The following is an 18658-nucleotide window of genomic DNA, read 5'->3' on the forward strand; positions in this document are numbered from 1 at the left end:
CGGTTTTTCTCCTCCATTTCTAGCTCTCAATAACTCGCTCGGCCCGCCGCTCGCCCCCCCCCCGTTTCTTCCTGCCGTTGACTTGCTATCGCGCCATCAAGACCGGCAGCGACCGAACGTCGATCCTCGACTTGGCGACACCCCCGAAAATCCGCTCAGCGGCGAGCTTCAGATCGCCCTCGCCCTGGCTCGGTCCGGACGCCGCAAACTCCTCGTATCGCTGCGCAAGCGGAAGTGAGAAGGGCTGGTGGGTTCATTGCGCTGAATCAAACATCTTTGGTGCAGCGCCACTTGATCCGCATCAACGTGCTCGCGAACCAAGGTTGTAGGCTTCAGCCAATCAGTCGGGGAAACGCAGATGAAATTTTCGATCGCGCTGGCGCTCGCGGGTTTGGCTTTGAATGCGGCCGCCGCCCAGGAACTGGGCGATGGCGAGGCTGAATACATGAACTCATGTGCCGTCTGCCATGGTCCCGAGGGCAGCGGCGATGGACCGCTCGGCGACGAATTGGTGAAGCGCCCGGCTGACCTCACCCGTCTTTCGAAAGACAACGGCGGCGAGTTCCCCTACTGGCGCGTTTTCGCGGTGATCGATGGCCGCACCATGGTGCCGGAGCATGGCGATCGGGACATGCCGGTCTGGGGTCGCCAATTCCTCCCCGATGACGCCAGGAAATACGGCCCAAACGCTGGAGAGATCGTCACCACGGAACGGATTCATGAGCTGGCTGGTTATGTCCAGACATTGCAGCAATAGCACGCCGGATTGGAAACGCTTGCGCGCGACACCGGCACAAGGAGGCAGACATGATCGTTGAGAACCAGCAAGCCGCTGTCGCGTTTCTGCTCGATCCTGCTTCATATGGCACGACCGAGCCGGTCGAGGCGATCGAAACCCATATCTCGCGTATCTTTCTGATCGGCCGGCGGGCCTACAAGATGAAACGCGCGGTCAAGCTGCCCTATGTGGATTTCTCGGCGCCGGCGCTCAGGCTTGCCGCTTGCGAGAAAGAGGTGGAACTCAACGCGAAGACCGCACCCGGCCTGTATCTGGGGGTGCGTCGCATTACGCGCGAAGCCGACGGCAAACTGGCTTTCGATGGCACCGGCCAAATGGTCGACGCGGCGATCGAGATGGTCCGCTTCGACCAGTCGAAGCTTCTCGATCGTATGACAGCCGCCGGAGAATTGTCGCCGGCGCTGATGACCGCGGTTGCGCGCATGATCGTCGGCTACCACCGTACCGCCCCGACGATCCACCATGGCAGCGGCTCAACCAATCTGGCGAGTGTGCTGGACATCAATGAGGCCGGCTTTGCGACCAGCCATGTTTTCACAAAACCGGAGATCGAGACTTTTGCCGAGGCCTTCCGCACCGCCCTCGCCCGGCATTCCGGATTGCTCGACCGCCGGGAAGCAGCAGGTAAGATCCGCCGGTGCCATGGCGATCTGCATCTGCGCAACATCTGCCTTTTCGACGGCGAGCCCCGCCTCTTCGATTGCATCGAATTCAACGACCAGATTGCAACTGTCGACGTCCTCTACGACCTTGCCTTCCTGTTGATGGACCTTTGGCATCGCGGTTTTCCGCAGCTCGCCAATCTTGTGATGAATCGCTATCTCGATGAGGCTGACGACGAGGACGGGTTCATCCTGCTGCCTTTTTTCATGGCGGTGCGGGCTGCCGTGCGCGCCCATGTCACCGCGACGCAAGTCGAGGAAGGCAGTGTCGATTCCGACACGTTGACTGCCGAGGCGAGATCCTATTTCGACCTTGCCAGAAACTTCCTCCAGGAAGCACCGCCGCGGCTCGTTGCCATCGGCGGCCTCAGCGGTTCCGGCAAGACGACCGTTGCGGAGGCGCTCGCCGCCCATGTCGGCGCGCCGCCCGGCGCCCGCATTGTCGAAAGCGACCGTATCCGCAAGGCCATGCACGGAGTGCCGGCCGAGACCAGGCTGCCGGATAGAGCCTATCGACCAGAGGTCTCCGACCGCGTCTACCGCGAAATGGCGTGGCGGGCCGGCCTGATCCTCGCGGAGGGTGGATCGGTTGTCGCTGATGCCGTGTTTGACAGGCCTGCCGATCGTGACCGTATCGAGAAGGCGGCACGTGACAGGGGCGTGGCTGTCGCCGGATTCTGGCTGGAAGCCGATCCGCTTGTTCTCTGGCAACGGGTCAGCGAGCGCAAGGGGGGTCCTTCAGACGCCACCATCGATATCCTCTCGCGGCAATTGCAGCGAAATGCCACTCAATCTACCTGGCGAAAGGTCGACGCTGGTCGGGGGCCTACCGATATCGTCTCGGAGTTGAGAAGGTTTTCCGATAGCGGTACCTTCGAAACCCTGCGCACAGCCTCCTGACTGCAAGGTGATCGACCTCAACGGAGATCGAGCGTTGTGCCGGCCCGACTTGATCGCGATCACCGGCTTGACGCGTGCCGCCGCACGGGCGGCCGAGATGAATTTGCGCGGATTGGGAATTGCCCGTTGCCGGTGCGCTGCTTCAGGAGGGGATCGACGTAGCGGTCATCCTGAATGCGTTGCGCGCCCTTGGCGATGGACATCTCGGGCGCGCATAGTGGACGATATCAAAATCGGTGAATGGCCATGGCACAGCAGAATCTGGTGGTTTGCGGCAAATGCGGTGGGATCAACCGCCTGCCGCCGGCCCGCAATGCAATGGAGGCGAAATGCGGAAAGTGCGGGACCAGGCTATTTTCGGGGCACCCTGAAGACGTCGACGCCGCGACTTTCGATCGTCAGATCGCGCGCGGCAGCCTGCCCGTTGTCGTCGACGTCTGGGCACCCTGGTGCGGCCCCTGCAAGATGATGGCACCGGCCTATGAAGCGGCGGCAACTGAACTCGAGCCGCATGTTCGCCTGATCAAGCTCAATTCCGAAAATGAGCAGGCTGTCGCCGCAAGGCTCGGAATTCGCAGCATCCCGACCATGATCCTCTTTCATGGCGGGCGCGAAATCGCGCGCACATCCGGCGCAATGACAGCGGGCCAGATTGTCAGGTGGATTCGCGACCGCTTGCCGACGATCACCGCTTGAAAGTCGCCGCGCAATGGAGGGCTGGCAGCTCATTTCGGCGGCTGCGGCGTGCTGGCAAGTTCGGCGCTGGCAGGCATGTTCGATGTCGATATCTCGGTGCTCAGTGCGTTGCGGTGGTCAAGCAGTCGGTCCCCGTCGACACTATCGGTCAGGCCGGCGCTGGGGGCAAATGCGATCGGCCGGCTGTCGCTGGCGGCATTTGCCGGTCCAATCAGGTTCTGGTTGCCGCTGGCCGGCGCGACCCTGGTCGCCGCGCCCGCCGGCTACGGCGCCATGTTGTTGGTCAGCCCTTGATAGAAGCACGGTTGTCGAGCCTCCTTTGATACGGATCAAGGGCCAAGGCCCTCTACCGTTCTATGGGACTCCAATGAAAGGAGTTTGCCATGACAAGTTTGAAGGACCTCACCCCCAACTTCCGCCATGTTCGGTTGCTGCTCGCCCGCGAAAAAGGCCATCCGGAAGGTGATCGCGAGGAGGGCTACGATGTGCTCGCCCCATTGACTGGCGAAGGCCGGCTCGATGCGAAAGAGTGGAAATCGCACAAGGCTTCTTGCCGTGTTCGCCGGTTTCGCAATGGCGAGGAAGATCTGATCGGCCGGCTGAGGCGCAAGCCTGGCGGGCAATGGTATTTCGACTATGCCGAAGGCGATCGCGACGACGAGATCGGCTTTCATCTCGGCGATGAGCGGTTCGTGACCGGCGAATATGTGTCGATCGCGCGCAACGGCACCATGCACACCTACCAGGTGGCACAAGTGGAACGGCCTTGACCCGTTTGGGGCAAACTCCCTGGAGGTAAACCATGTCGCGACGCGTCCTCATCGTAGTCGGCCACCCCGATCCCGCCCCGGACCGACTCTGCCGCGGTCTTGCCCAGGCCTACGGCGAGGGCGCGGAACAGGCAGGACACGCCGTCCGCCGGGTCGATCTGGCAGCAATCGAATTTCCGATGCTGCGCACGATGCGGGATTTCGAACACGGCGTAATCCCGGAGAGCCTCAGGGATGCCGCCGAAGCGATCGTCTGGGCCGAGCACATTGTCTTTGTCTTCCCGCTATGGCTCGGAACGATGCCGGCCATGCTCAAGGCATTTCTGGAGCAGGTAATGCGACCAGGAACAGCCTTTGCGTACCCAGACAAGGGCAGCGGGTTCACCAGGACGCTGCTCCGCGGCCGCTCCGCGCGCGTCCTGGTGACGATGGGCATGCCTTCTGTTCTTTACCGCCTATGGTTCCTCGGACACGGCATCGCCGGCATGCGGCGAAGCATCCTGCATTTTGTCGGCATCAGTCCGGTGCGCGAGACCTTGTTCGGCATGGTCGCTGGCGCCAGCGATGCAAAGCGGGCGAAGTGGATCCGACAGATGCGCACGCTCGGCGAGCGAGCGCTTTAGGCCAGCGATCCTGATACCCGAGCAGCAACGCGACACCACCATTTGCTGCCAAAATCGATTTGACCCGCGTCAAGGCCGCCGGCTCTTTTCCCGGCTTCATTACCACCCATCAGAGCCTTCAAATTTTGGGAGAGCATCATGACTACGGCTGATTTCAACATCCCTGTTCGCAAAGTCGCGACCGCGGCGCCAACGAAACTTCGACTGGGTTCCCTGACCGCATTGGTGATCGGTTCGATGGTCGGCTCCGGCGTGTTCAGCCTGCCGCAGAATATGGCGGCAGGTGCTGGTCCCCTCGCAATCCTGATTGGCTGGGCCATCACCGCGGTCGGCATGCTGGCGCTGGTCTTCGTCTATCAATCGCTTGCAACCCGCAAGCCCGAGCTCGACGCCGGGCCTTACGCCTACGCCAAGGCCGGCTTCGGTCCCTTCATCGGCTTCACCAGCGCGTGGGGCTATTGGATCAGTGCCTGGGTCGGCAACGTCTCCTACGCGGTGATCGTGTTCAGCGCCCTGTCCTACTTCTTTCCCGCGTTCGGCGACGGAAACACCTGGCAGGCGGTGCTCGGCGCATCGATCCTTTTGTGGCTGATCCATATCCTGGTTCTCGCCGGCATCCGGCAGGCGGCGATCATCAACCTCATTGTAACGGTGGCGAAGATCGCTCCGATCGTCTTGTTCGCCGGGGTTGTTGCCGTTGCCTTCAAACTGCAAGTCTGGTCCCTCGACTTCACGGGTCTGGGCAACGCCAGTCTCGGCTCGATCACCGCACAGGTGAAAAGCACAATGCTGGTGACCCTGTGGGTGTTCATCGGCATCGAAGGCGCCAGCGTATTTTCCGGCCGGGCCGAGCGCCGCAAGGACATTGCCATGGCGACAATTCTCGGTTTCTTCACCTGCCTTGCGCTCTACGCTCTGGTGTCGCTGCTGTCGCTCGGCATCCTCAGCCAACCTGAACTCTCCGCGCTGAAGAACCCATCAATGGCGGGCGTATTGGAGGCGGTTGTCGGTCCCTGGGGCGCTATCCTCATCAACATCGCGCTTGTGGTGTCGGTGGTCGGCGCCTTCCTGAGCTGGACGTTGCTTGCAGCCGAAATTCCCCATGTCGCCGCCAAGGACGGGACAATGCCGAAATTCTTCGGCCGGGAAAGCGAGCGTGGCGTGCCCTCGATCTCCCTTCTGATTACCAATCTGCTCGTCCAGGCGTTCCTGCTGATCACACTTTTCGCACAAAGCACTTATCAAGCGCTGTTCTACATCGCGTCGGCCGCAATTCTGGTGCCCTACATCTTTTCCGGAGCCTACGCCGCCAAGCTCGCGCTGACCGGAGAAAGCTACGAGAGCAATGAACAACGCGCCGGTCCGCTTTTCGCGGGGTTGCTGGCAACGGTCTATGGTTTGTGGCTCGTGTACGCAGCGGGACCTGCATACCTGTTCATGTGCGCGATCCTTTATGCGCCCGGCATCATCTTCTACGTGTGGGCGCGCCGCGAAACCGATCAGCGTGTGTTCCATCCTGCCGAAGCAGCCCTCGCCGCAACCCTCATCGCTGTCGCCATCCTCGCCGTCTACGAGATGTGGACCGGCGCCGTCAGCCCGCTGTGAGAGAAGCGGCGCGATGACAAGCCTGGGTGTGCATTCCGAAGTCGGCCGTCTGCGCGAGGTGATGGTCCATCGCCCGGATCTCAGCCTGCGCAGGCTGACACCGGAGAACTGCAAGGCGCTGCTTTTCGACGATGTGCTGTGGGTCAAGCGGGCTCGCCAGGAGCACGATGTCTTCGTCGATGCGTTGCGTGAACGCGGCGTGCTGGTGCATTCCTTCGGGCAACTCCTGGCTGAGACGATGAGCCTGAACAAGGCCCGCGACTGGCTTCTCGACCGCCGGGTGCATCCCGGCGTCGTCGGGCTCGACATGGTCGACGAGATGCGCGGATGGCTCAACGAGATGCCGTCAGAGTTGCTCTCGTCTTACCTTGTCGGCGGCATTGCCCGGGCGGAGCTTCCTTTCGAGCCCAAAGGGCTGACCGGAAGAACGCTGGCCCCCCAGGATTTCGTACTGCCGCCGCTGCCGAACCAGCTTTTTACCCGCGACAGTTCCTGCTGGATCTACGGCTCGGTTTCCGTCAATTCCATGTACTGGCCCGCCAGGCGCCCGGAAGCGGCCAATGTCGAAGCCGTCTACCGCTTCCATCCCCGCTTCCGCGACGGCGGTATTCCTTTCGTCTCACCAGATCTGGGCACTGGTACCAGCCTGGAAGGCGGAGATGTCATGCCGATCGGTGGCGGAACGGTCCTCGTCGGCATGGGGGAGCGTACCACGCCGCAAGCCGTGGGTGACCTTGCGCGCAGCTTGTTCGCTGCCGGTGAAGCGACACGCGTGATTGCCGCCCTGATGCCGCGGGACCGCGGTTTCATGCATCTCGATACCGTCTTCACCTTCTGTGATCGTGACCTTGTCACCGTATACCCGCCGGTGGTGGACCGGTTGCGCACCTTCTCGCTGCGGCCAGGCGACGGAAAAGCGGCGGTCGAGGTCACGGATGAGACGAAACCGTTCACGGCTGTGGTTGCCGAAGCCCTTGGACTGAAGTCGCTGCGGATCATCGCCACCGGCGGCGACCGCTACGAAGCTGAGCGCGAGCAGTGGGATGACGGCAACAATGTCGTTGCGGTCGAGCCCGGCGTGGTCATCGGCTACGACCGCAACGTCTACACCAACACACTCCTGCGCCGCGCCGGAATTGAAGTGATCACGGTCGAAGGCGCCGAGCTTAGCCGCGGCCGCGGCGGCGGTCACTGCATGACCTGTCCGATTGTCCGCGACCCGATTTGACCCGAAAGGAAATCCCCATGGCGATCAATCTTCATGGCCGCTCCGTCCTGACCCTGGACGACCTCACGGCCGACGAGATCCGGTTTCTTCTCAAGCTCGCCGCCGATCTCAAAGCGGCCAAGCTCGCCGGGCACGAGATACCGCGGCTTGTCAGAAAGAATGTCGCCCTGATCTTCGAGAAGGATTCGACGCGCACACGCACGGGTTTCGAGGTGGCGGCCTACGATCAGGGCGCCCACGTCACTTACTTTGGCCCCACCGGCAGCCATATCGGCCACAAGGAATCCATGAAGGACACCGCCCGCGTGCTTGGCCGGATGTACGATGCGATCGAGTATCGCGGCTTTGGCCAGCACCAGGCCGAACTGCTTGCCGCGCACGCCGGCGTGCCGGTCTACAACGGTCTCACCGACGAGGCGCATCCGACGCAGATCCTCGCCGACCTCATGACCATGCGTGAATTCACGCACAAGCACCTGTCGGATATGACCGTCACCTTCGTCGGTGAAGGTCGGGACAATGTCGCGCTGTCGCTGGCACTCGGAGCAGCCAAGGTCGGCATCGACATGCGCATCGCATCGCCGAGGGAGCTTTGGCCGGACGAGGAATTCTGTGCCCATGTCCGGGACCTGGCAGACCGCGGCGGTGGCCGTTTCCGGCTCGACGAGGATGTGGCTGGCTGCGTCCAGGATGCCGATTTCATCTACACCGACGTTTGGATGTCGATGGGCGAGGACAAGTCGGGCTGGGCCGAGCGCATTCGCCTTCTGATGCCCTATCGTGTCACCAGCGAGGTTATGGCTGCCTCCGGCAATCAACACGTCAAGTTCATGCACTGCCTGCCGGCGTTCCACGACACCGATACCGAGATCGGTGCCTTCATTGCGAAGGAATACGGTATCGACTGCATGGAGGTCACCGACGAGGTGTTCGAGTCGGGTGCGTCGATCGTCTTCGACCAGGCCGAAAACCGCATGCACACGATCAAGGCCTTGCTCGTCGCCACGATCGGCAACTGAGATGCGGATCGTCGTTGCGCTCGGCGGAAACGCACTGCTGCGCCGTGGCGAACCCATGACGGCCGGGAACCAGCGTGCCAACATCGTGCGCGCTGCGGCTGTATTGGCGGATCTGATCGGCGAAGGGCACTCGATCATAATAACGCATGGCAACGGACCGCAGGTGGGACTTCTGGCCCTCCAGGCCGCAGCAACTTCAGATGGCCGCACATTTCCACTCGATGTGCTTGGCGCCGAAAGCGCAGGCATGATCGGCTACGTCATTGAGCAGGAACTCGGCAATCTCCTCAAAGAGAGGCTTTTCGCGACCCTGCTGACGCAGGTGAAGGTCGATCCGCACGATCCTGCTTTCGCTCACCCGACGAAGCCTATCGGCCCGGTCTACGACGAGGCAACGGCACGCAAGCTTGCCATCGAACGCCGCTGGCGGATTGCGCCCGATGGCGACAAATGGCGCCGTGTCGTGCCCTCGCCCAGGCCGCTGGAGATCTTGGAAGCTGCTGTGATCTCGTTCCTTGTCGAACGCGGTGTGATCGTCATCTGCACCGGCGGCGGCGGGGTTCCAGTGATAGCCCGGGTAGATGGCAGTCTTTGCGGCGTGGAGGCCGTCGTCGACAAGGATCTGGCAAGCTCGCTTCTTGCGCGTCAATTGAAGGCCGACATGCTGCTGTTGCTGACCGATGTCGACGCCGTCTATGTCGACTACGGAACGGCGACTGCTCGGGCGCTCCGGCGCGTGAGCCCCAAGGAACTATCCGGGAAGAATTTTCCGGCCGGCTCCATGGGACCGAAGGTCAGCGCTGCAATCGAATTCATTGAAGCGACAGGCAAGCCTGCGGCAATCGGCAAGCTTGATGACGCCGTAGAAATTGTGACGGGCGAACGCGGCACCTGGTTCGAAGCCGACGCTCTGCCCTCACCCATCGAGCCTCGGAGGTTTTAGGCAGCCACGACACCGACGACATAATTCTTGCCGTAGGCTTTGGCGCATTTCGGACATGTCGTGTAGAAGAAGTACACGTCACTTGGCTCGGTGTTTCGAGCACGCGCAATCTGCCGCATCTCCTCATCCCAGGTCCTCGCCTGGCTGAACGGGCCCTCGAACACCTTCGTTATGAGGTCTCCAGTCAGCGTAGTGATCTTCTCGCCGGGCACAGGCTTCGAAACCGCAAACAGATGCTCGCTGCTCCAGGGTGAGATGTCCCTGCTGAGCACAATGAACTGATCTTCGTCGGAGGCGCCGGCGTCGTCCATGTGCTTGTTAACGCGCGCGAACACGCTGCCCATATTCATCGGGATGTGCATGACGCTGTGGGTTGTGGCTTTGACAAACCGCTTGTCCTTGAAGTGCAGTTCCTGGCTGTCCCAACCCTCGGGATTGAACTTGGGGCAGCAACCGGTTGTGTTGACACTCGCGTCGTATCGAGGCGTTTCATTCGTCTTCATGGCTGCTCCTCATTTGAACAGCCATCTGACGGGCATTGAGCCCAGCCATCATTGATCCTTGTCAAGACGGCACTGAATCCCGATCGAAGCGCATCAAGGCGGCCACCGCCCTTGTTCCTCGACTACCTTCAATCGGACAACTGAAACCGAGCAAAGGGCCTGTGCAACGACTTTGGTCGAGACGCTGCCGAGGTGACGGCGGATTGCCGACGACGCTCGGGCTCCAACGACGATGTGTCCGACGTCATTGTGCTCGGCGTAGTTGAGGATCGCATCGGCGGGACTGACCGCCTCAAGCACGTGATAGCTGATGCGGTCTTCCGGCAAATGCAGTGGACGAGCCCACTCCTTCATCGCGACGAGCCGCTTCAGGTAAACCGAGCGCCCGGTCTCATCCGCTGCCGGCGTCCCGCCGATGATTTCGGTTTTCAGGACCGTCACGCAGGCCAACCAGGAATCCTCTCGCGAGGCAAGCACGCGGGCGGTTTCGTTGAGAACCTCGCCTGCCAGCGCATCGCCGCCATTGGCCAGATCGACCGCGGCAAGGACAATTGAAGGGCCGGCGTGTGTCCTCGACGAGGTCGACCTACCGACAAGCGATCTGTCATCGGTCTTGCGAAACAGCTTGGCGATGGCGGCCCACAGCCCCTCGTCCCGGGGCTTGCGCTTGGCAATCACCACCTGATCCGGGTTCTTCAGATCGGACAAAACATGCGCCGCCTCGGTATATCGTTGAGACCTGTCGACCTCCATGCATCGCAGGATGATGGCCTCCAGCCACCGCGGAACGGTTTCGTTGATGTCTCGCGGCGGCTTGGGCGCATGATAGAGCCTGCGCTTCATTCCCGCGAAAGTCGCCGGTCGCCCGAACGGCTCCTCGCCCGTAGCCAACTGATAAAGGATGCAACCCAGTGCGAACAAGTCGCTCGCGGGATCGGATCGTTCGCCAAGCACCTGTTCCGGCGCAATATAGGCGGCGGTGCCCATCGGCACCGAGCTTTCCGCGCCGAGAAGATCGGGAAGCTCTGCATGCCAGGCGAGCCCGAAGTCGAGAAGCACCGCGCCGCGCTTGGCGAGAATGATATTCTCGGGTTTGAGATCGAGGTGAACGACCTTCTGCCGGTGCAGGGCGGCGAGTGCCCTGGCGATCTCGGTGCCGATCGTTGCCACCTCGTCCACAGGCAGCGGTGCGTTGCCAACGATACCCGCCATGCCCGAACCGGCCACGAACTCCATGGCTATGTAGGGAACCCGCGCCAGGCTGCCGGATGCCGCGAAACGCGGCACATGCGGTCCCGACAGCCGTTTCAGGATCAGTTCCTCCGCCTCGAAACCGAGGATGACCGAAACATCCCCGCCCGGGTCGAGAAAGGGTATCTTCAGCACAAGCGGGAAATCATAGCGCGGATTGGTCACCCGCCACAGCGATGCCATTCCGCCGGATGGCAACTTTTCGACCAGCTCGAACCCATCGATGACTGTCCCCGCCTCAAATCGTTGCATCAAATATGTCTCCTCGAAGCCTAGCGGCCGATCCTCAGGCGCATGCCAAGCCATCCAGGCAGGCCGGCGGCCTGGATCTTGCGGCCTGTCTCTTCGTGATCATAGGGAACACGCACCATCGTGACCTCGCGCCGCTCCGTGTCGATGAGAACAAAGCATGCCGCCGGGTTGCCGTCGCGCGGTTGACCGACCGCCCCGGCAATCACAAGGTGCCGCCTCAGTTCGGACAATGGCGCCGCCACATTGTCGAGCGGCTGGAAATGCATCGGCCGGCGCACGGGCAGCGTGTAGTAGATGGCCGGAATGTGCGTATGGCCGCAGAAAATGAAACGAGCATCGGTTGAAGCCAGGCAGCGTTCCGCCGCATCCACGTCACGTATATAGGGCCATTTTCCTGGCCGTTCCGCGCTGGCGTGCACATAGAGCCGGTCTTCAGATTGCAGCGAAAGCGGCAACCGCGCCAGGAAATCGAAATGCGCCGGAGCAAGGCATTTGCGGGTCCACTGGACAGCAAACCGCGCATTCTCGGTCATGTCGCGTAGGTTCCGCGCCACCGCCTCATCGTGGTTGCCCATGATGCAGAGCGCGCCTTGCGCCGTCAGATCGGCAGCCCTCTCGACCACGTAGATGGGGTCGGGACCGTAGCCGACCAGATCGCCGAGCAATACCAACTCGTCTGAACCACGTTCGTGAACAACCTCCAGGACCGCGTCGAATGCCTCGCGATTGGCATGGATGTCAGACAGTATTGCAATGCGCATCCAACGTCATCCCAAGCACCGGCGAAACATAGTACGGCGAATACAGCGAGTGATTTGATCCTGCTCAAGGCCCGCGCGCAATCACCGGGAGGGCCTCCGACATAGTGGAATGTGACCTTCGACTGTGCGGACATCGGGTACTGGCGCCATATAATCTCTGCCGGAATATGATGCCAGCAAGGCAGGGCGCCGCGGATCAGAAGACGAGCATCTCCCTGGCCACGGCTTTCTTCATCCGCGGGGATGACAAGCACATCGATCCCTGAATTTCGGGCCTTTACTACTTGTTCGCCATGCAGGTTGCCATCAACATCGATCGCAACGGTGCGCGATCGTTTATTCAGTCGAAGAAATCGGCGTCCTCTTCCCTAAGATACTTCTTCGCGCCCGCGGCATCGATGTCGAGGCCCAATCCTGGAGCTTCGAGCAAGTCGATCATCGAATCCCTCACGATCCGCGTCGGCAGGCCGACAACGATATCCTCCCACCAAGGGTCGGAGGCGCTGGGATATTCGAAGGCGATGTAGTTGGCGGGCAGTGTGGCGCAGACATTGATCAGCGCGCCGAGGCCAAGGAGGCCATTCGCCGTGCCGTGTGGCGCCATCATAATCGAGTGCATGTAGGCATGCTCGGCCACCCATTTGAGCTCGGCTATGCCGCCGATATCGGCGGGGTCCGGACCGATGATGCGGACCGCCTGCGTCTCGATCAGTTCCTTGAAGTTATGACGCAGATAGATCTGCTCTCCCGTGTGGATGGGGGTGGACGTGGATGTCGTGAGTTCGCGGTAGGCCTGCGGATTGACCCAGGGCACGTAATCGCCCGTCAGCATGTCCTCCAGCCACATCAGATTGTATTTCTCGACTGCCCGCGCGAAGCGGATCGCGTCCGGAAGGAACCAGCCAGGGCCACAATCCAGGGCTAGAGAGACCTGGTCGCCGAGCACCTCTTTCATGGCGATGACGCATTCGATCATATGCGCCATGCCGCGCTCGCTTATCTGCCCTTGGTCCATCGCCCCATGATAGGTCGGCGGCTGACGGACGCCATAGTGGAAGTCGGGCACGCTCGTCTTCATGTTGGAGTGGAAGCTGATGCCCTGCTTGACCATGAAGAAGTTCTCGGGCCGCTCCATCATCCATTTGACGTCTGCCGCGTAGTCCTCGGGCTTGTCGCCGGTCCTCTTTTTTCGGATGGAGCCGTTATAGACCCGAACCTTGTCGCGCACCTTGCCGCCGAGCAGCTTGTAGACCGGAACCCCGGCCGCCTTGCCGGCGATGTCCCAGAGAGCGTGCTCGATGGCGCTGACGGCGGCACCGTAGGGCTTGAACGAGCCCCGCTGGCGGATCTTCAGCATGCAGCGTTCGACGTCGGTTGGGTCCTCGCCGATCAACGCCTCACGGAAATGCAGGACCCAGGGCTTGAGATATGGCTTGGTGTATTCAACCTCGCCGAGGCCATGAAGGCCTTCATCGGTGACGATGCGGACGATGGGATGTTTGCCGATGACGGCGCACCGGAGATCGGTGATCTTCATGCTTCCCCTTTCTTGCCTTCCCTCAAAAGGTGGGCCTTCCCTCAAGATGTGAGGCGGTCAGCTCCAGGTCCGGTCCCAGGAATATTCGTCGTCCCAGTGATCGGTCGGCTGCCAGATGCCTTTGATCCCTTCCTGCAGGTGTTGGCTGATGACTTCATCGACCACGTCGTCGATGCCCAGGCCCGGCTTGTCGGGCACGGTGATGAACCCGTCCTTGACCAGCGGCTTGGGCAAGCCCGTGACGATATCGTCCCACCAGTCCACTTCCACGCTGTGATATTCGAGCGCCATGAAGTTTTCCGTGGCCACCGCGACATGCGCGGCGGCCATCGCGGCGATCGGGCTTTCCGCCATGTGAATGGCCATGGCAACGCCATGGTCCTGCGCCGCGTCGCCGATCTTCTTGGTCTCGAGTATGCCGCCTGACGTAAGCAAGTCCGGGTGGATGACCGAGATGCCTGAGTTGAGCAGCGGCTCGAAACCTTCCTTGAGGTAGATGTCCTCACCCGTGCAGATCGGCACGGACGTTGCCTCCTGCAACCGCCGATACTGCTCGGCGTACTGCCAGGGGATCACGTCCTCGAGCCAGGCCGGTGCGTATTTCTCGATCCGCCGGGCGAGACGGATGCCGTCCTGCAGCGAGACGTGGCCGACATGGTCGATGGCGAGCGGGATCTCGTAGCCGATCACCTCGCGGACCTCGTGGATATACTGATCGAGCAGGTCGATGCCCTTTTCGGTGAAGTGAAGGCCGGTGAAGGGATGCGGCACGTTCTGCGCGTCGTAGGCGAGATTGCGAGCCTTGCGCTCTTCGAGGGATGCGCCACGGCCGCGCGGGTTGGCGTAAAACCCTTCGAGCGCGCCGGCGGGAGCGGCCACGGCGCCCGGGACATGGGCGATCTGCATCAAGCCAAGGTCCATCTTGAGGAAGGTGAAACCGCGGTTCATGCGCTCCTTGAGGCGCTTTCCGGTTTCAGTGCCGCTCGGTTTCTCGGCATCGGTATCGCAATAGACGCGCACGTGATCGCGAAACTTGCCGCCAAGCATCTGGTAGATGGGGACGCCATAGGCCTTGCCCGCGAGATCCCACAGCGCGATCTCGACTGCCGAGACACCACCACCCTGCCGCCCATGGCCCCCAAATTGCTTGATGCGGCGGAACAGTCGGTCAATGTCACAGGGATTCTCGCCCAGCAACCGGCTCTTGAGCATCAGCGCATAGGTCGCGCTGGCGCCGTCGCGCACTTCGCCCAGGCCGACTATGCCCTGGTTGGTGTAGATCTTGAGCAGCGCCGAGGTGAACGGCGCGCCGACGATTTCGGCTACCCGCATGTCGGTGATGCAAAGGTCGGACGGCTTGGAGTTGGTGTTCACCCGGTTGAGCGTTTCGTCGGCGCTGCCTGTATTTGGCATGGCTTATCCTCGTTCTGGTCGGCGGGCTTGTTAGCCACATGCCCGCACAGGTCGTTGCTAGCCCAATTCAATCTCATGGGCCTGCAGGTAGTCGCGGTCCATCTCGATACCGAGACCAGGCTTCGACGACAGCTTGAGGCTGCCGTTCGACACGTCGAGTGGTTTGTCGATGAGATGATCGTATTTGCCCAGGTTCCACTCTGACGTTTCGAGCTTGTAGAAATTGGGAACGGTCATCATCACCTGCGCTCCCGCGACCACGTTGATCGGCCCTGCGGCGTCATGTGGCGAGACCGGGATGTAGTAGGCTTCGCACAGGGCGGAAATCTTCTTGAGTTCGGTAATGCCGCCGGTCCAGGTAACGTCCGGCATGATGTAGTCAGCGAGCCTGTTCTCGAGCACCGGGACGAAATCCCACTTCGTATGGCCGCGCTCTCCCCACGAGATGGCTGTGCTGACCTTCTCGCGCACCTGCTTGAGGGCGTTAAGGCTCTCGGGCGGACAGGGTTCCTCAAACCAGTCGATCTGTCCGGCTTCCTCGAGACTCCGACAGAGGCGAATGGCGGTGGGAACGTCGAAGCGGCCATGCGCGTCGACAAGAATGTCGATATCGGGCCCCGCCGTTTCGCGGATCAAAGCCGTGAGTTCGGCGGCTTCGCGTTCGTCCTTGCGGTTCATGCCGCCATCGAGGTAGCCGTCCCGCTGTTCGCGGGATAGGCCGTCGGCGCTGCGACCCTGGTGGGGGAATGGATCGAACTTGAGCGCGGTGTGTCCGGACTCGACGATATCCAGAATCTCGCGGACCACGGCTTCCTTGCTGGTGAATTTGGCCTGGTTGGGATGGGTGTAGAGCGCTATTTCATCGCGCACCGGTCCGCCCAGCAGCTCGTATATCGGCTTACCAAGGACTTTGCCCCGGATGTCCCAGAGGGCGATGTCGATGGCGCTCACGCATTCGACGGCGGCGCCGCGGCTGCCCATGTAGGTGAAGCTGCGGAAAATCTTGTGCCAGAGATGCTCGATACGCGCTGGATCCTCGCCTGTCACGGCGACACCGATCTGCCGCAGGATCGTGCAAAGGGCGCGGTTGGCGAGCCTTGTGGTGGTGGTGATCTCTCCCCAGCCACTCACCCCTTCGTCGGTCGTCACCTCGACGAACAGGAACTCCCCCCAATAGGATGCATCGGACCTGATCAGCCACGGCCGAACGCTCGTGATTTTCATCTCAATTTGCCTCGATTGAAATAGTCAGGCCACGATGTTTTGGACTGGGCATCTATCCAGCCCGAGCGGCGTTGCGCGCACGCATCTGTTCGAGAACGTGCCGGCCGGAACCCTCGACGTGGCGGGAAACGAGTTCGGCCGCCTTGTCGGCTTCTCCCGCCTTTACGAGCGCGATGAGTTCGCGGTGTTCACGCATGATGGCGGCCCGCCGCGCGAGCGTGAAATTGAAACGCCGGCTCACGGCTCGCAGCACTTCGCGATGCTTCCACCAAAGCTCGGCGGCATGGCGGTTATAGTGACGCTGGTACATCACCGTGTGGAAGGCGGTATCCAACTCACTGTGCCGGAAAGTGTCGGCGAAGTTGTTTTCTTCAATCAGGCCTTGGAGACGTTCGAGTTCGGCGATGTCCTCGCCGGTAGCCATATTGACAAACCATCGCGTCAGGGCTGGCTCGATCAGGACACCGATCTCGTAGATATCCCGGACAAAATCCTGATCTATGGGGCGGACGCGCGCCCCGCGGTTGGCGACAAAGGTGACAAAGCCCTCCCCACGCAACAGCTGCAGCGCCTCGCGCACGGGGTTGGTCGAGGTGCCATGACGCCGGGCGAGATCGGTGACCACAAGCCGTTCGTTGGCGGCAAGCCGTCCCTCGATGATGTCTTCCCTGATCCGTTCATAAAGCGAGGCGCCCTCGCTGGAGGCCCCGATGGGATCAATCCCCGCAGGCGGCATGGCTTTGAAATCGCTTGTTTCGGCCAAGGCCGGCTCTCCAAATTAATACACATCTTGCCCGATATCACACACGGCTTTCGCAAACAATGTACGATCCGGTGCGTTGACAGGCAATCTATGATCTGAAAACGTACTAAGTGATCGATGGGGTACATAGAGCCGAGACGACTCCCCGCGGTCGACAAGCAACGACCGCTTTGCCTCGGCCCAAGAGCGGCATGGGAGAACCAGGAGGATACCTATGACGAGGATTACACTCGGCAGTGCGGTCCTGCGCGGCACTGTCGTCCCTGTGCTGGTAGCATCGCTGATGTCCACATCGGCGCTGGGCGCGCCACCGGTCGACCTGAGCAAGTGGTCGCCCGAATATGTGCGCTCCATCGCGGGCACACAGGATTTCGACACGGCGGCCGATTGCGCCAAGGTCACCCCGCTCGACTACAAGGGGCGACTGACTTTCTGGTATCAGGGCGTGTTCGAGGGCGACCCCGACCTCCTGCGCCAATACTACAAGGACTTCTTTGAGACCTTCCGCAAGACCTATCCGAACATCCAGCTCGAGGATCAAGCCCTCACCTATAACGACCTTCTCGACAAGTTCCGCACGGCGCTCCTGGGCAACGCCGCGCCGATGGCGGTGCGCCTGCAAATCCTGGGTGGTACCGAGTTCGCCTCAAAGGGTTACTTGGAGCCGCTCAAGCCCGAGGATGTGGGGTACTCGGCCGAGGATTTCTGGCCCGGCGCCATGAAGGCCGTGACCTGGGAGGGCGTGACCTACGGCATCCCGACCAACAACGAGACGATGGCGTTCATCTGGAACGCCGACATCTTCAAGCGTGCGGGGCTCGATCCGGACAAGGCTCCGGCAACTTGGGACGACGTCGTCAAGTATTCCAAGCAGATCCATGACAAGCTCGGCATTGCCGGCTACGGCCTCGTGGCTCGCAAGAACGCAGGCAACACGCCGTATCGCTTCATGCCACAGCTGTGGGCCTATGGCGGCGGTGTTTTCGATGAAGCGGCGGTGAACCCGACTTATGATAAGGTCGAGCTCGATAGCCCGCAGAGCAAGGCGGCGCTGCAAGCCTCGTACGACATGTATGTTCGCGACAAGTCGGTTCCGGTCTCGGCGCTCACGAACCAGCAGGCCGATAACCAGCCACTGTTCGTCGCCGGCCAGCTCGGCATGATGATCTCGCACCCGTCCGACTACAATGTGATGCTGGACCTGCAAAAGAAGGCGACGGGCACCGACAAGGACAAGGCCCAGACCGTCATCGACAACATGCGCTACGGCCTCATTCCGACTGGCCCCGACGGCAAGCGCGCCGTCGTGTTCGGCGGCTCGAACATTCATATCCTGAAGCCCGAATATGTCGAGGGCGGCAAGGTGGACGAGCCGGCCGCGAAGGCTATCATCTGCATGTGGACCAGCCCGGAGTGGTCGTTGAAGATGGCTTACGCCGGCTCGAACCCCGGCAACCTCAACGGCTTCAAGACCAAATGGATGAAGGAGCGTCTGGACAAGATCAAGTTCCTCGATGTCACGACCTCGATGCTGCCATACGGCATCCCGTTCCCCGCGCTGCCGCAGTCCCCCGAGATCATGAACATCATAATCCCGGATATGCTGCAGAATGCCCTGACCGGAGCGATGACCGTCGACCAAGCGGCGGAGGACGCGGCCAAAAAGGTAAAGGACTTGATGGGCGGACTCTAGTCCGAGCCTGACCCGC

19 protein-coding genes and 1 pseudogene are annotated in these 18658 nt (G+C 61.4%); 12 read left to right on the plus strand and 8 right to left on the minus strand.

Features of this window, described 5'->3' with window-relative positions:
* The 3 genes from NKH03_RS15000 to NKH03_RS15010 all read left to right on the plus strand — a co-directional run.
* Positions 1-238, plus strand: a 238-nt coding sequence (locus NKH03_RS15000; protein ID WP_352968968.1) for a hypothetical protein, incomplete at its 5' end; no start/stop codon positions are given.
* A 120-nt stretch (positions 239-358) separates the two neighbouring features.
* The gene (locus NKH03_RS15005) at positions 359-757 is read left to right on the plus strand and encodes a c-type cytochrome (protein WP_352968969.1); all 399 of its coding nucleotides are present in this window, start codon (positions 359-361) and stop codon (positions 755-757) included.
* A 50-nt stretch (positions 758-807) separates the two neighbouring features.
* On the plus strand, positions 808-2361 hold the full coding sequence (locus NKH03_RS15010; protein WP_352968970.1) for a bifunctional aminoglycoside phosphotransferase/ATP-binding protein: 1554 nt from the start codon (positions 808-810) through the stop codon (positions 2359-2361).
* A gap of 36 nt (positions 2362-2397) precedes the next feature.
* On the opposite strand, the pseudogene NKH03_RS15015 reads toward NKH03_RS15010, so the two are convergent.
* Positions 2398-2481: pseudogene (locus NKH03_RS15015) on the minus strand (hypothetical protein); the annotation flags it as partial.
* 126 nt (positions 2482-2607) lie between these two features.
* Between NKH03_RS15015 and trxC the strand changes: the two are divergent.
* From trxC to arcC, 8 genes are all read left to right on the plus strand, one after another.
* Positions 2608-3057, plus strand: a complete 450-nt coding sequence (gene trxC / locus NKH03_RS15020) for a thioredoxin TrxC (protein ID WP_352871221.1) — start codon at positions 2608-2610, stop codon at positions 3055-3057.
* A gap of 75 nt (positions 3058-3132) precedes the next feature.
* Complete coding sequence (locus tag NKH03_RS15025) at positions 3133-3351, plus strand: hypothetical protein (RefSeq protein ID WP_352968971.1); 219 nt, start codon at positions 3133-3135, stop codon at positions 3349-3351.
* Between the two features lie 89 nt (positions 3352-3440).
* A complete protein-coding gene (locus NKH03_RS15030; protein WP_352871218.1) occupies positions 3441-3827 on the plus strand; it encodes a hypothetical protein in 387 nt (128 codons plus the stop codon).
* 32 nt (positions 3828-3859) lie between these two features.
* Complete coding sequence (locus NKH03_RS15035) at positions 3860-4450, plus strand: NAD(P)H-dependent oxidoreductase (RefSeq protein ID WP_352968972.1); 591 nt, start codon at positions 3860-3862, stop codon at positions 4448-4450.
* Positions 4451-4588: 138 nt separating this feature from the next.
* Positions 4589-6055, plus strand: a complete 1467-nt coding sequence (gene arcD, locus NKH03_RS15040; RefSeq protein ID WP_352968973.1) for an arginine-ornithine antiporter — start codon at positions 4589-4591, stop codon at positions 6053-6055.
* 13 nt (positions 6056-6068) lie between these two features.
* Complete coding sequence (locus NKH03_RS15045) at positions 6069-7283, plus strand: arginine deiminase (RefSeq protein ID WP_352968974.1); 1215 nt, start codon at positions 6069-6071, stop codon at positions 7281-7283.
* A gap of 17 nt (positions 7284-7300) precedes the next feature.
* Positions 7301-8302: an ornithine carbamoyltransferase gene (argF, locus tag NKH03_RS15050; RefSeq protein WP_352968975.1), complete on the plus strand. Its 1002-nt coding sequence runs from the start codon at positions 7301-7303 to the stop codon at positions 8300-8302.
* 1 nt (position 8303) lies between these two features.
* Positions 8304-9245: a carbamate kinase gene (gene arcC, locus NKH03_RS15055; protein ID WP_352968977.1), complete on the plus strand. Its 942-nt coding sequence runs from the start codon at positions 8304-8306 to the stop codon at positions 9243-9245.
* Here arcC and NKH03_RS15060 read toward each other — a convergent pair.
* The 7 genes from NKH03_RS15060 to NKH03_RS15090 all read right to left on the minus strand — a co-directional run bounded on the left by NKH03_RS15060 (position 9242) and on the right by NKH03_RS15090 (position 16949).
* A complete protein-coding gene (locus NKH03_RS15060; RefSeq protein ID WP_352968979.1) occupies positions 9242-9748 on the minus strand; it encodes a hydrolase in 507 nt (168 codons plus the stop codon). The genes arcC and NKH03_RS15060 overlap by 4 nt on opposite strands.
* 93 nt (positions 9749-9841) lie before the next feature.
* The gene (locus NKH03_RS15065; RefSeq protein WP_352968980.1) at positions 9842-11251 is read right to left on the minus strand and encodes a protein kinase domain-containing protein; all 1410 of its coding nucleotides are present in this window, start codon (positions 11249-11251) and stop codon (positions 9842-9844) included.
* Positions 11252-11271: 20 nt separating this feature from the next.
* Positions 11272-12012 (minus strand): metallophosphoesterase family protein, encoded by a 741-nt coding sequence (locus NKH03_RS15070; protein ID WP_352882293.1) that lies wholly within the window; start codon positions 12010-12012, stop codon positions 11272-11274.
* Between the two features lie 340 nt (positions 12013-12352).
* Positions 12353-13549: a mandelate racemase/muconate lactonizing enzyme family protein gene (locus tag NKH03_RS15075; RefSeq protein WP_352968981.1), complete on the minus strand. Its 1197-nt coding sequence runs from the start codon at positions 13547-13549 to the stop codon at positions 12353-12355.
* Positions 13550-13606: 57 nt separating this feature from the next.
* Positions 13607-14962 carry a mandelate racemase/muconate lactonizing enzyme family protein gene (locus NKH03_RS15080; RefSeq protein ID WP_352968983.1) on the minus strand — a complete coding sequence of 452 codons (1356 nt, stop codon included), beginning with the start codon at positions 14960-14962 and terminating at the stop codon, positions 13607-13609.
* 57 nt (positions 14963-15019) lie between these two features.
* Positions 15020-16186 (minus strand): mandelate racemase/muconate lactonizing enzyme family protein, encoded by a 1167-nt coding sequence (locus NKH03_RS15085; RefSeq protein ID WP_352968984.1) that lies wholly within the window; start codon positions 16184-16186, stop codon positions 15020-15022.
* A gap of 52 nt (positions 16187-16238) precedes the next feature.
* Positions 16239-16949: a GntR family transcriptional regulator gene (locus NKH03_RS15090; protein ID WP_352871200.1), complete on the minus strand. Its 711-nt coding sequence runs from the start codon at positions 16947-16949 to the stop codon at positions 16239-16241.
* Positions 16950-17163: 214 nt separating this feature from the next.
* Here NKH03_RS15090 and NKH03_RS15095 point away from each other — a divergent pair, with 214 nt between their 5' ends.
* Entirely contained in the window at positions 17164-18642 is a 1479-nt protein-coding gene (locus NKH03_RS15095) for an ABC transporter substrate-binding protein (RefSeq protein ID WP_352882299.1), read from the plus strand.
* Positions 18643-18658: the final 16 nt, after the last annotated feature.

The organism is Mesorhizobium sp. M1406 (assembly GCF_040317555.1).
In the GTDB taxonomy this organism is placed as follows: domain Bacteria; phylum Pseudomonadota; class Alphaproteobacteria; order Rhizobiales; family Rhizobiaceae; genus Mesorhizobium.

What these genes read in the sequence shown, in the direction of transcription:
- NKH03_RS15005 (WP_352968969.1), top strand. Translation starts at nt 359, where the DNA reads ATGAAATTTTCGATCGCGCTGGCGCTCGCGGGTTTGGCTTTGAATGCG.
- NKH03_RS15010 (WP_352968970.1), top strand. Translation starts at nt 808, where the DNA reads ATGATCGTTGAGAACCAGCAAGCCGCTGTCGCGTTTCTGCTCGATCCT.
- trxC (WP_352871221.1), top strand. Translation starts at nt 2,608, where the DNA reads ATGGCACAGCAGAATCTGGTGGTTTGCGGCAAATGCGGTGGGATCAAC.
- NKH03_RS15025 (WP_352968971.1), top strand. Translation starts at nt 3,133, where the DNA reads ATGTTCGATGTCGATATCTCGGTGCTCAGTGCGTTGCGGTGGTCAAGC.
- NKH03_RS15030 (WP_352871218.1), top strand. Translation starts at nt 3,441, where the DNA reads ATGACAAGTTTGAAGGACCTCACCCCCAACTTCCGCCATGTTCGGTTG.
- NKH03_RS15035 (WP_352968972.1), top strand. Translation starts at nt 3,860, where the DNA reads ATGTCGCGACGCGTCCTCATCGTAGTCGGCCACCCCGATCCCGCCCCG.
- arcD (WP_352968973.1), top strand. Translation starts at nt 4,589, where the DNA reads ATGACTACGGCTGATTTCAACATCCCTGTTCGCAAAGTCGCGACCGCG.
- NKH03_RS15045 (WP_352968974.1), top strand. Translation starts at nt 6,069, where the DNA reads ATGACAAGCCTGGGTGTGCATTCCGAAGTCGGCCGTCTGCGCGAGGTG.
- argF (WP_352968975.1), top strand. Translation starts at nt 7,301, where the DNA reads ATGGCGATCAATCTTCATGGCCGCTCCGTCCTGACCCTGGACGACCTC.
- arcC (WP_352968977.1), top strand. Translation starts at nt 8,304, where the DNA reads ATGCGGATCGTCGTTGCGCTCGGCGGAAACGCACTGCTGCGCCGTGGC.
- NKH03_RS15060 (WP_352968979.1), bottom strand. Translation starts at nt 9,748, where the DNA reads ATGAAGACGAATGAAACGCCTCGATACGACGCGAGTGTCAACACAACC.
- NKH03_RS15065 (WP_352968980.1), bottom strand. Translation starts at nt 11,251, where the DNA reads ATGCAACGATTTGAGGCGGGGACAGTCATCGATGGGTTCGAGCTGGTC.
- NKH03_RS15070 (WP_352882293.1), bottom strand. Translation starts at nt 12,012, where the DNA reads ATGCGCATTGCAATACTGTCTGACATCCATGCCAATCGCGAGGCATTC.
- NKH03_RS15075 (WP_352968981.1), bottom strand. Translation starts at nt 13,549, where the DNA reads ATGAAGATCACCGATCTCCGGTGCGCCGTCATCGGCAAACATCCCATC.
- NKH03_RS15080 (WP_352968983.1), bottom strand. Translation starts at nt 14,962, where the DNA reads ATGCCAAATACAGGCAGCGCCGACGAAACGCTCAACCGGGTGAACACC.
- NKH03_RS15085 (WP_352968984.1), bottom strand. Translation starts at nt 16,186, where the DNA reads ATGAAAATCACGAGCGTTCGGCCGTGGCTGATCAGGTCCGATGCATCC.
- NKH03_RS15095 (WP_352882299.1), top strand. Translation starts at nt 17,164, where the DNA reads ATGACGAGGATTACACTCGGCAGTGCGGTCCTGCGCGGCACTGTCGTC.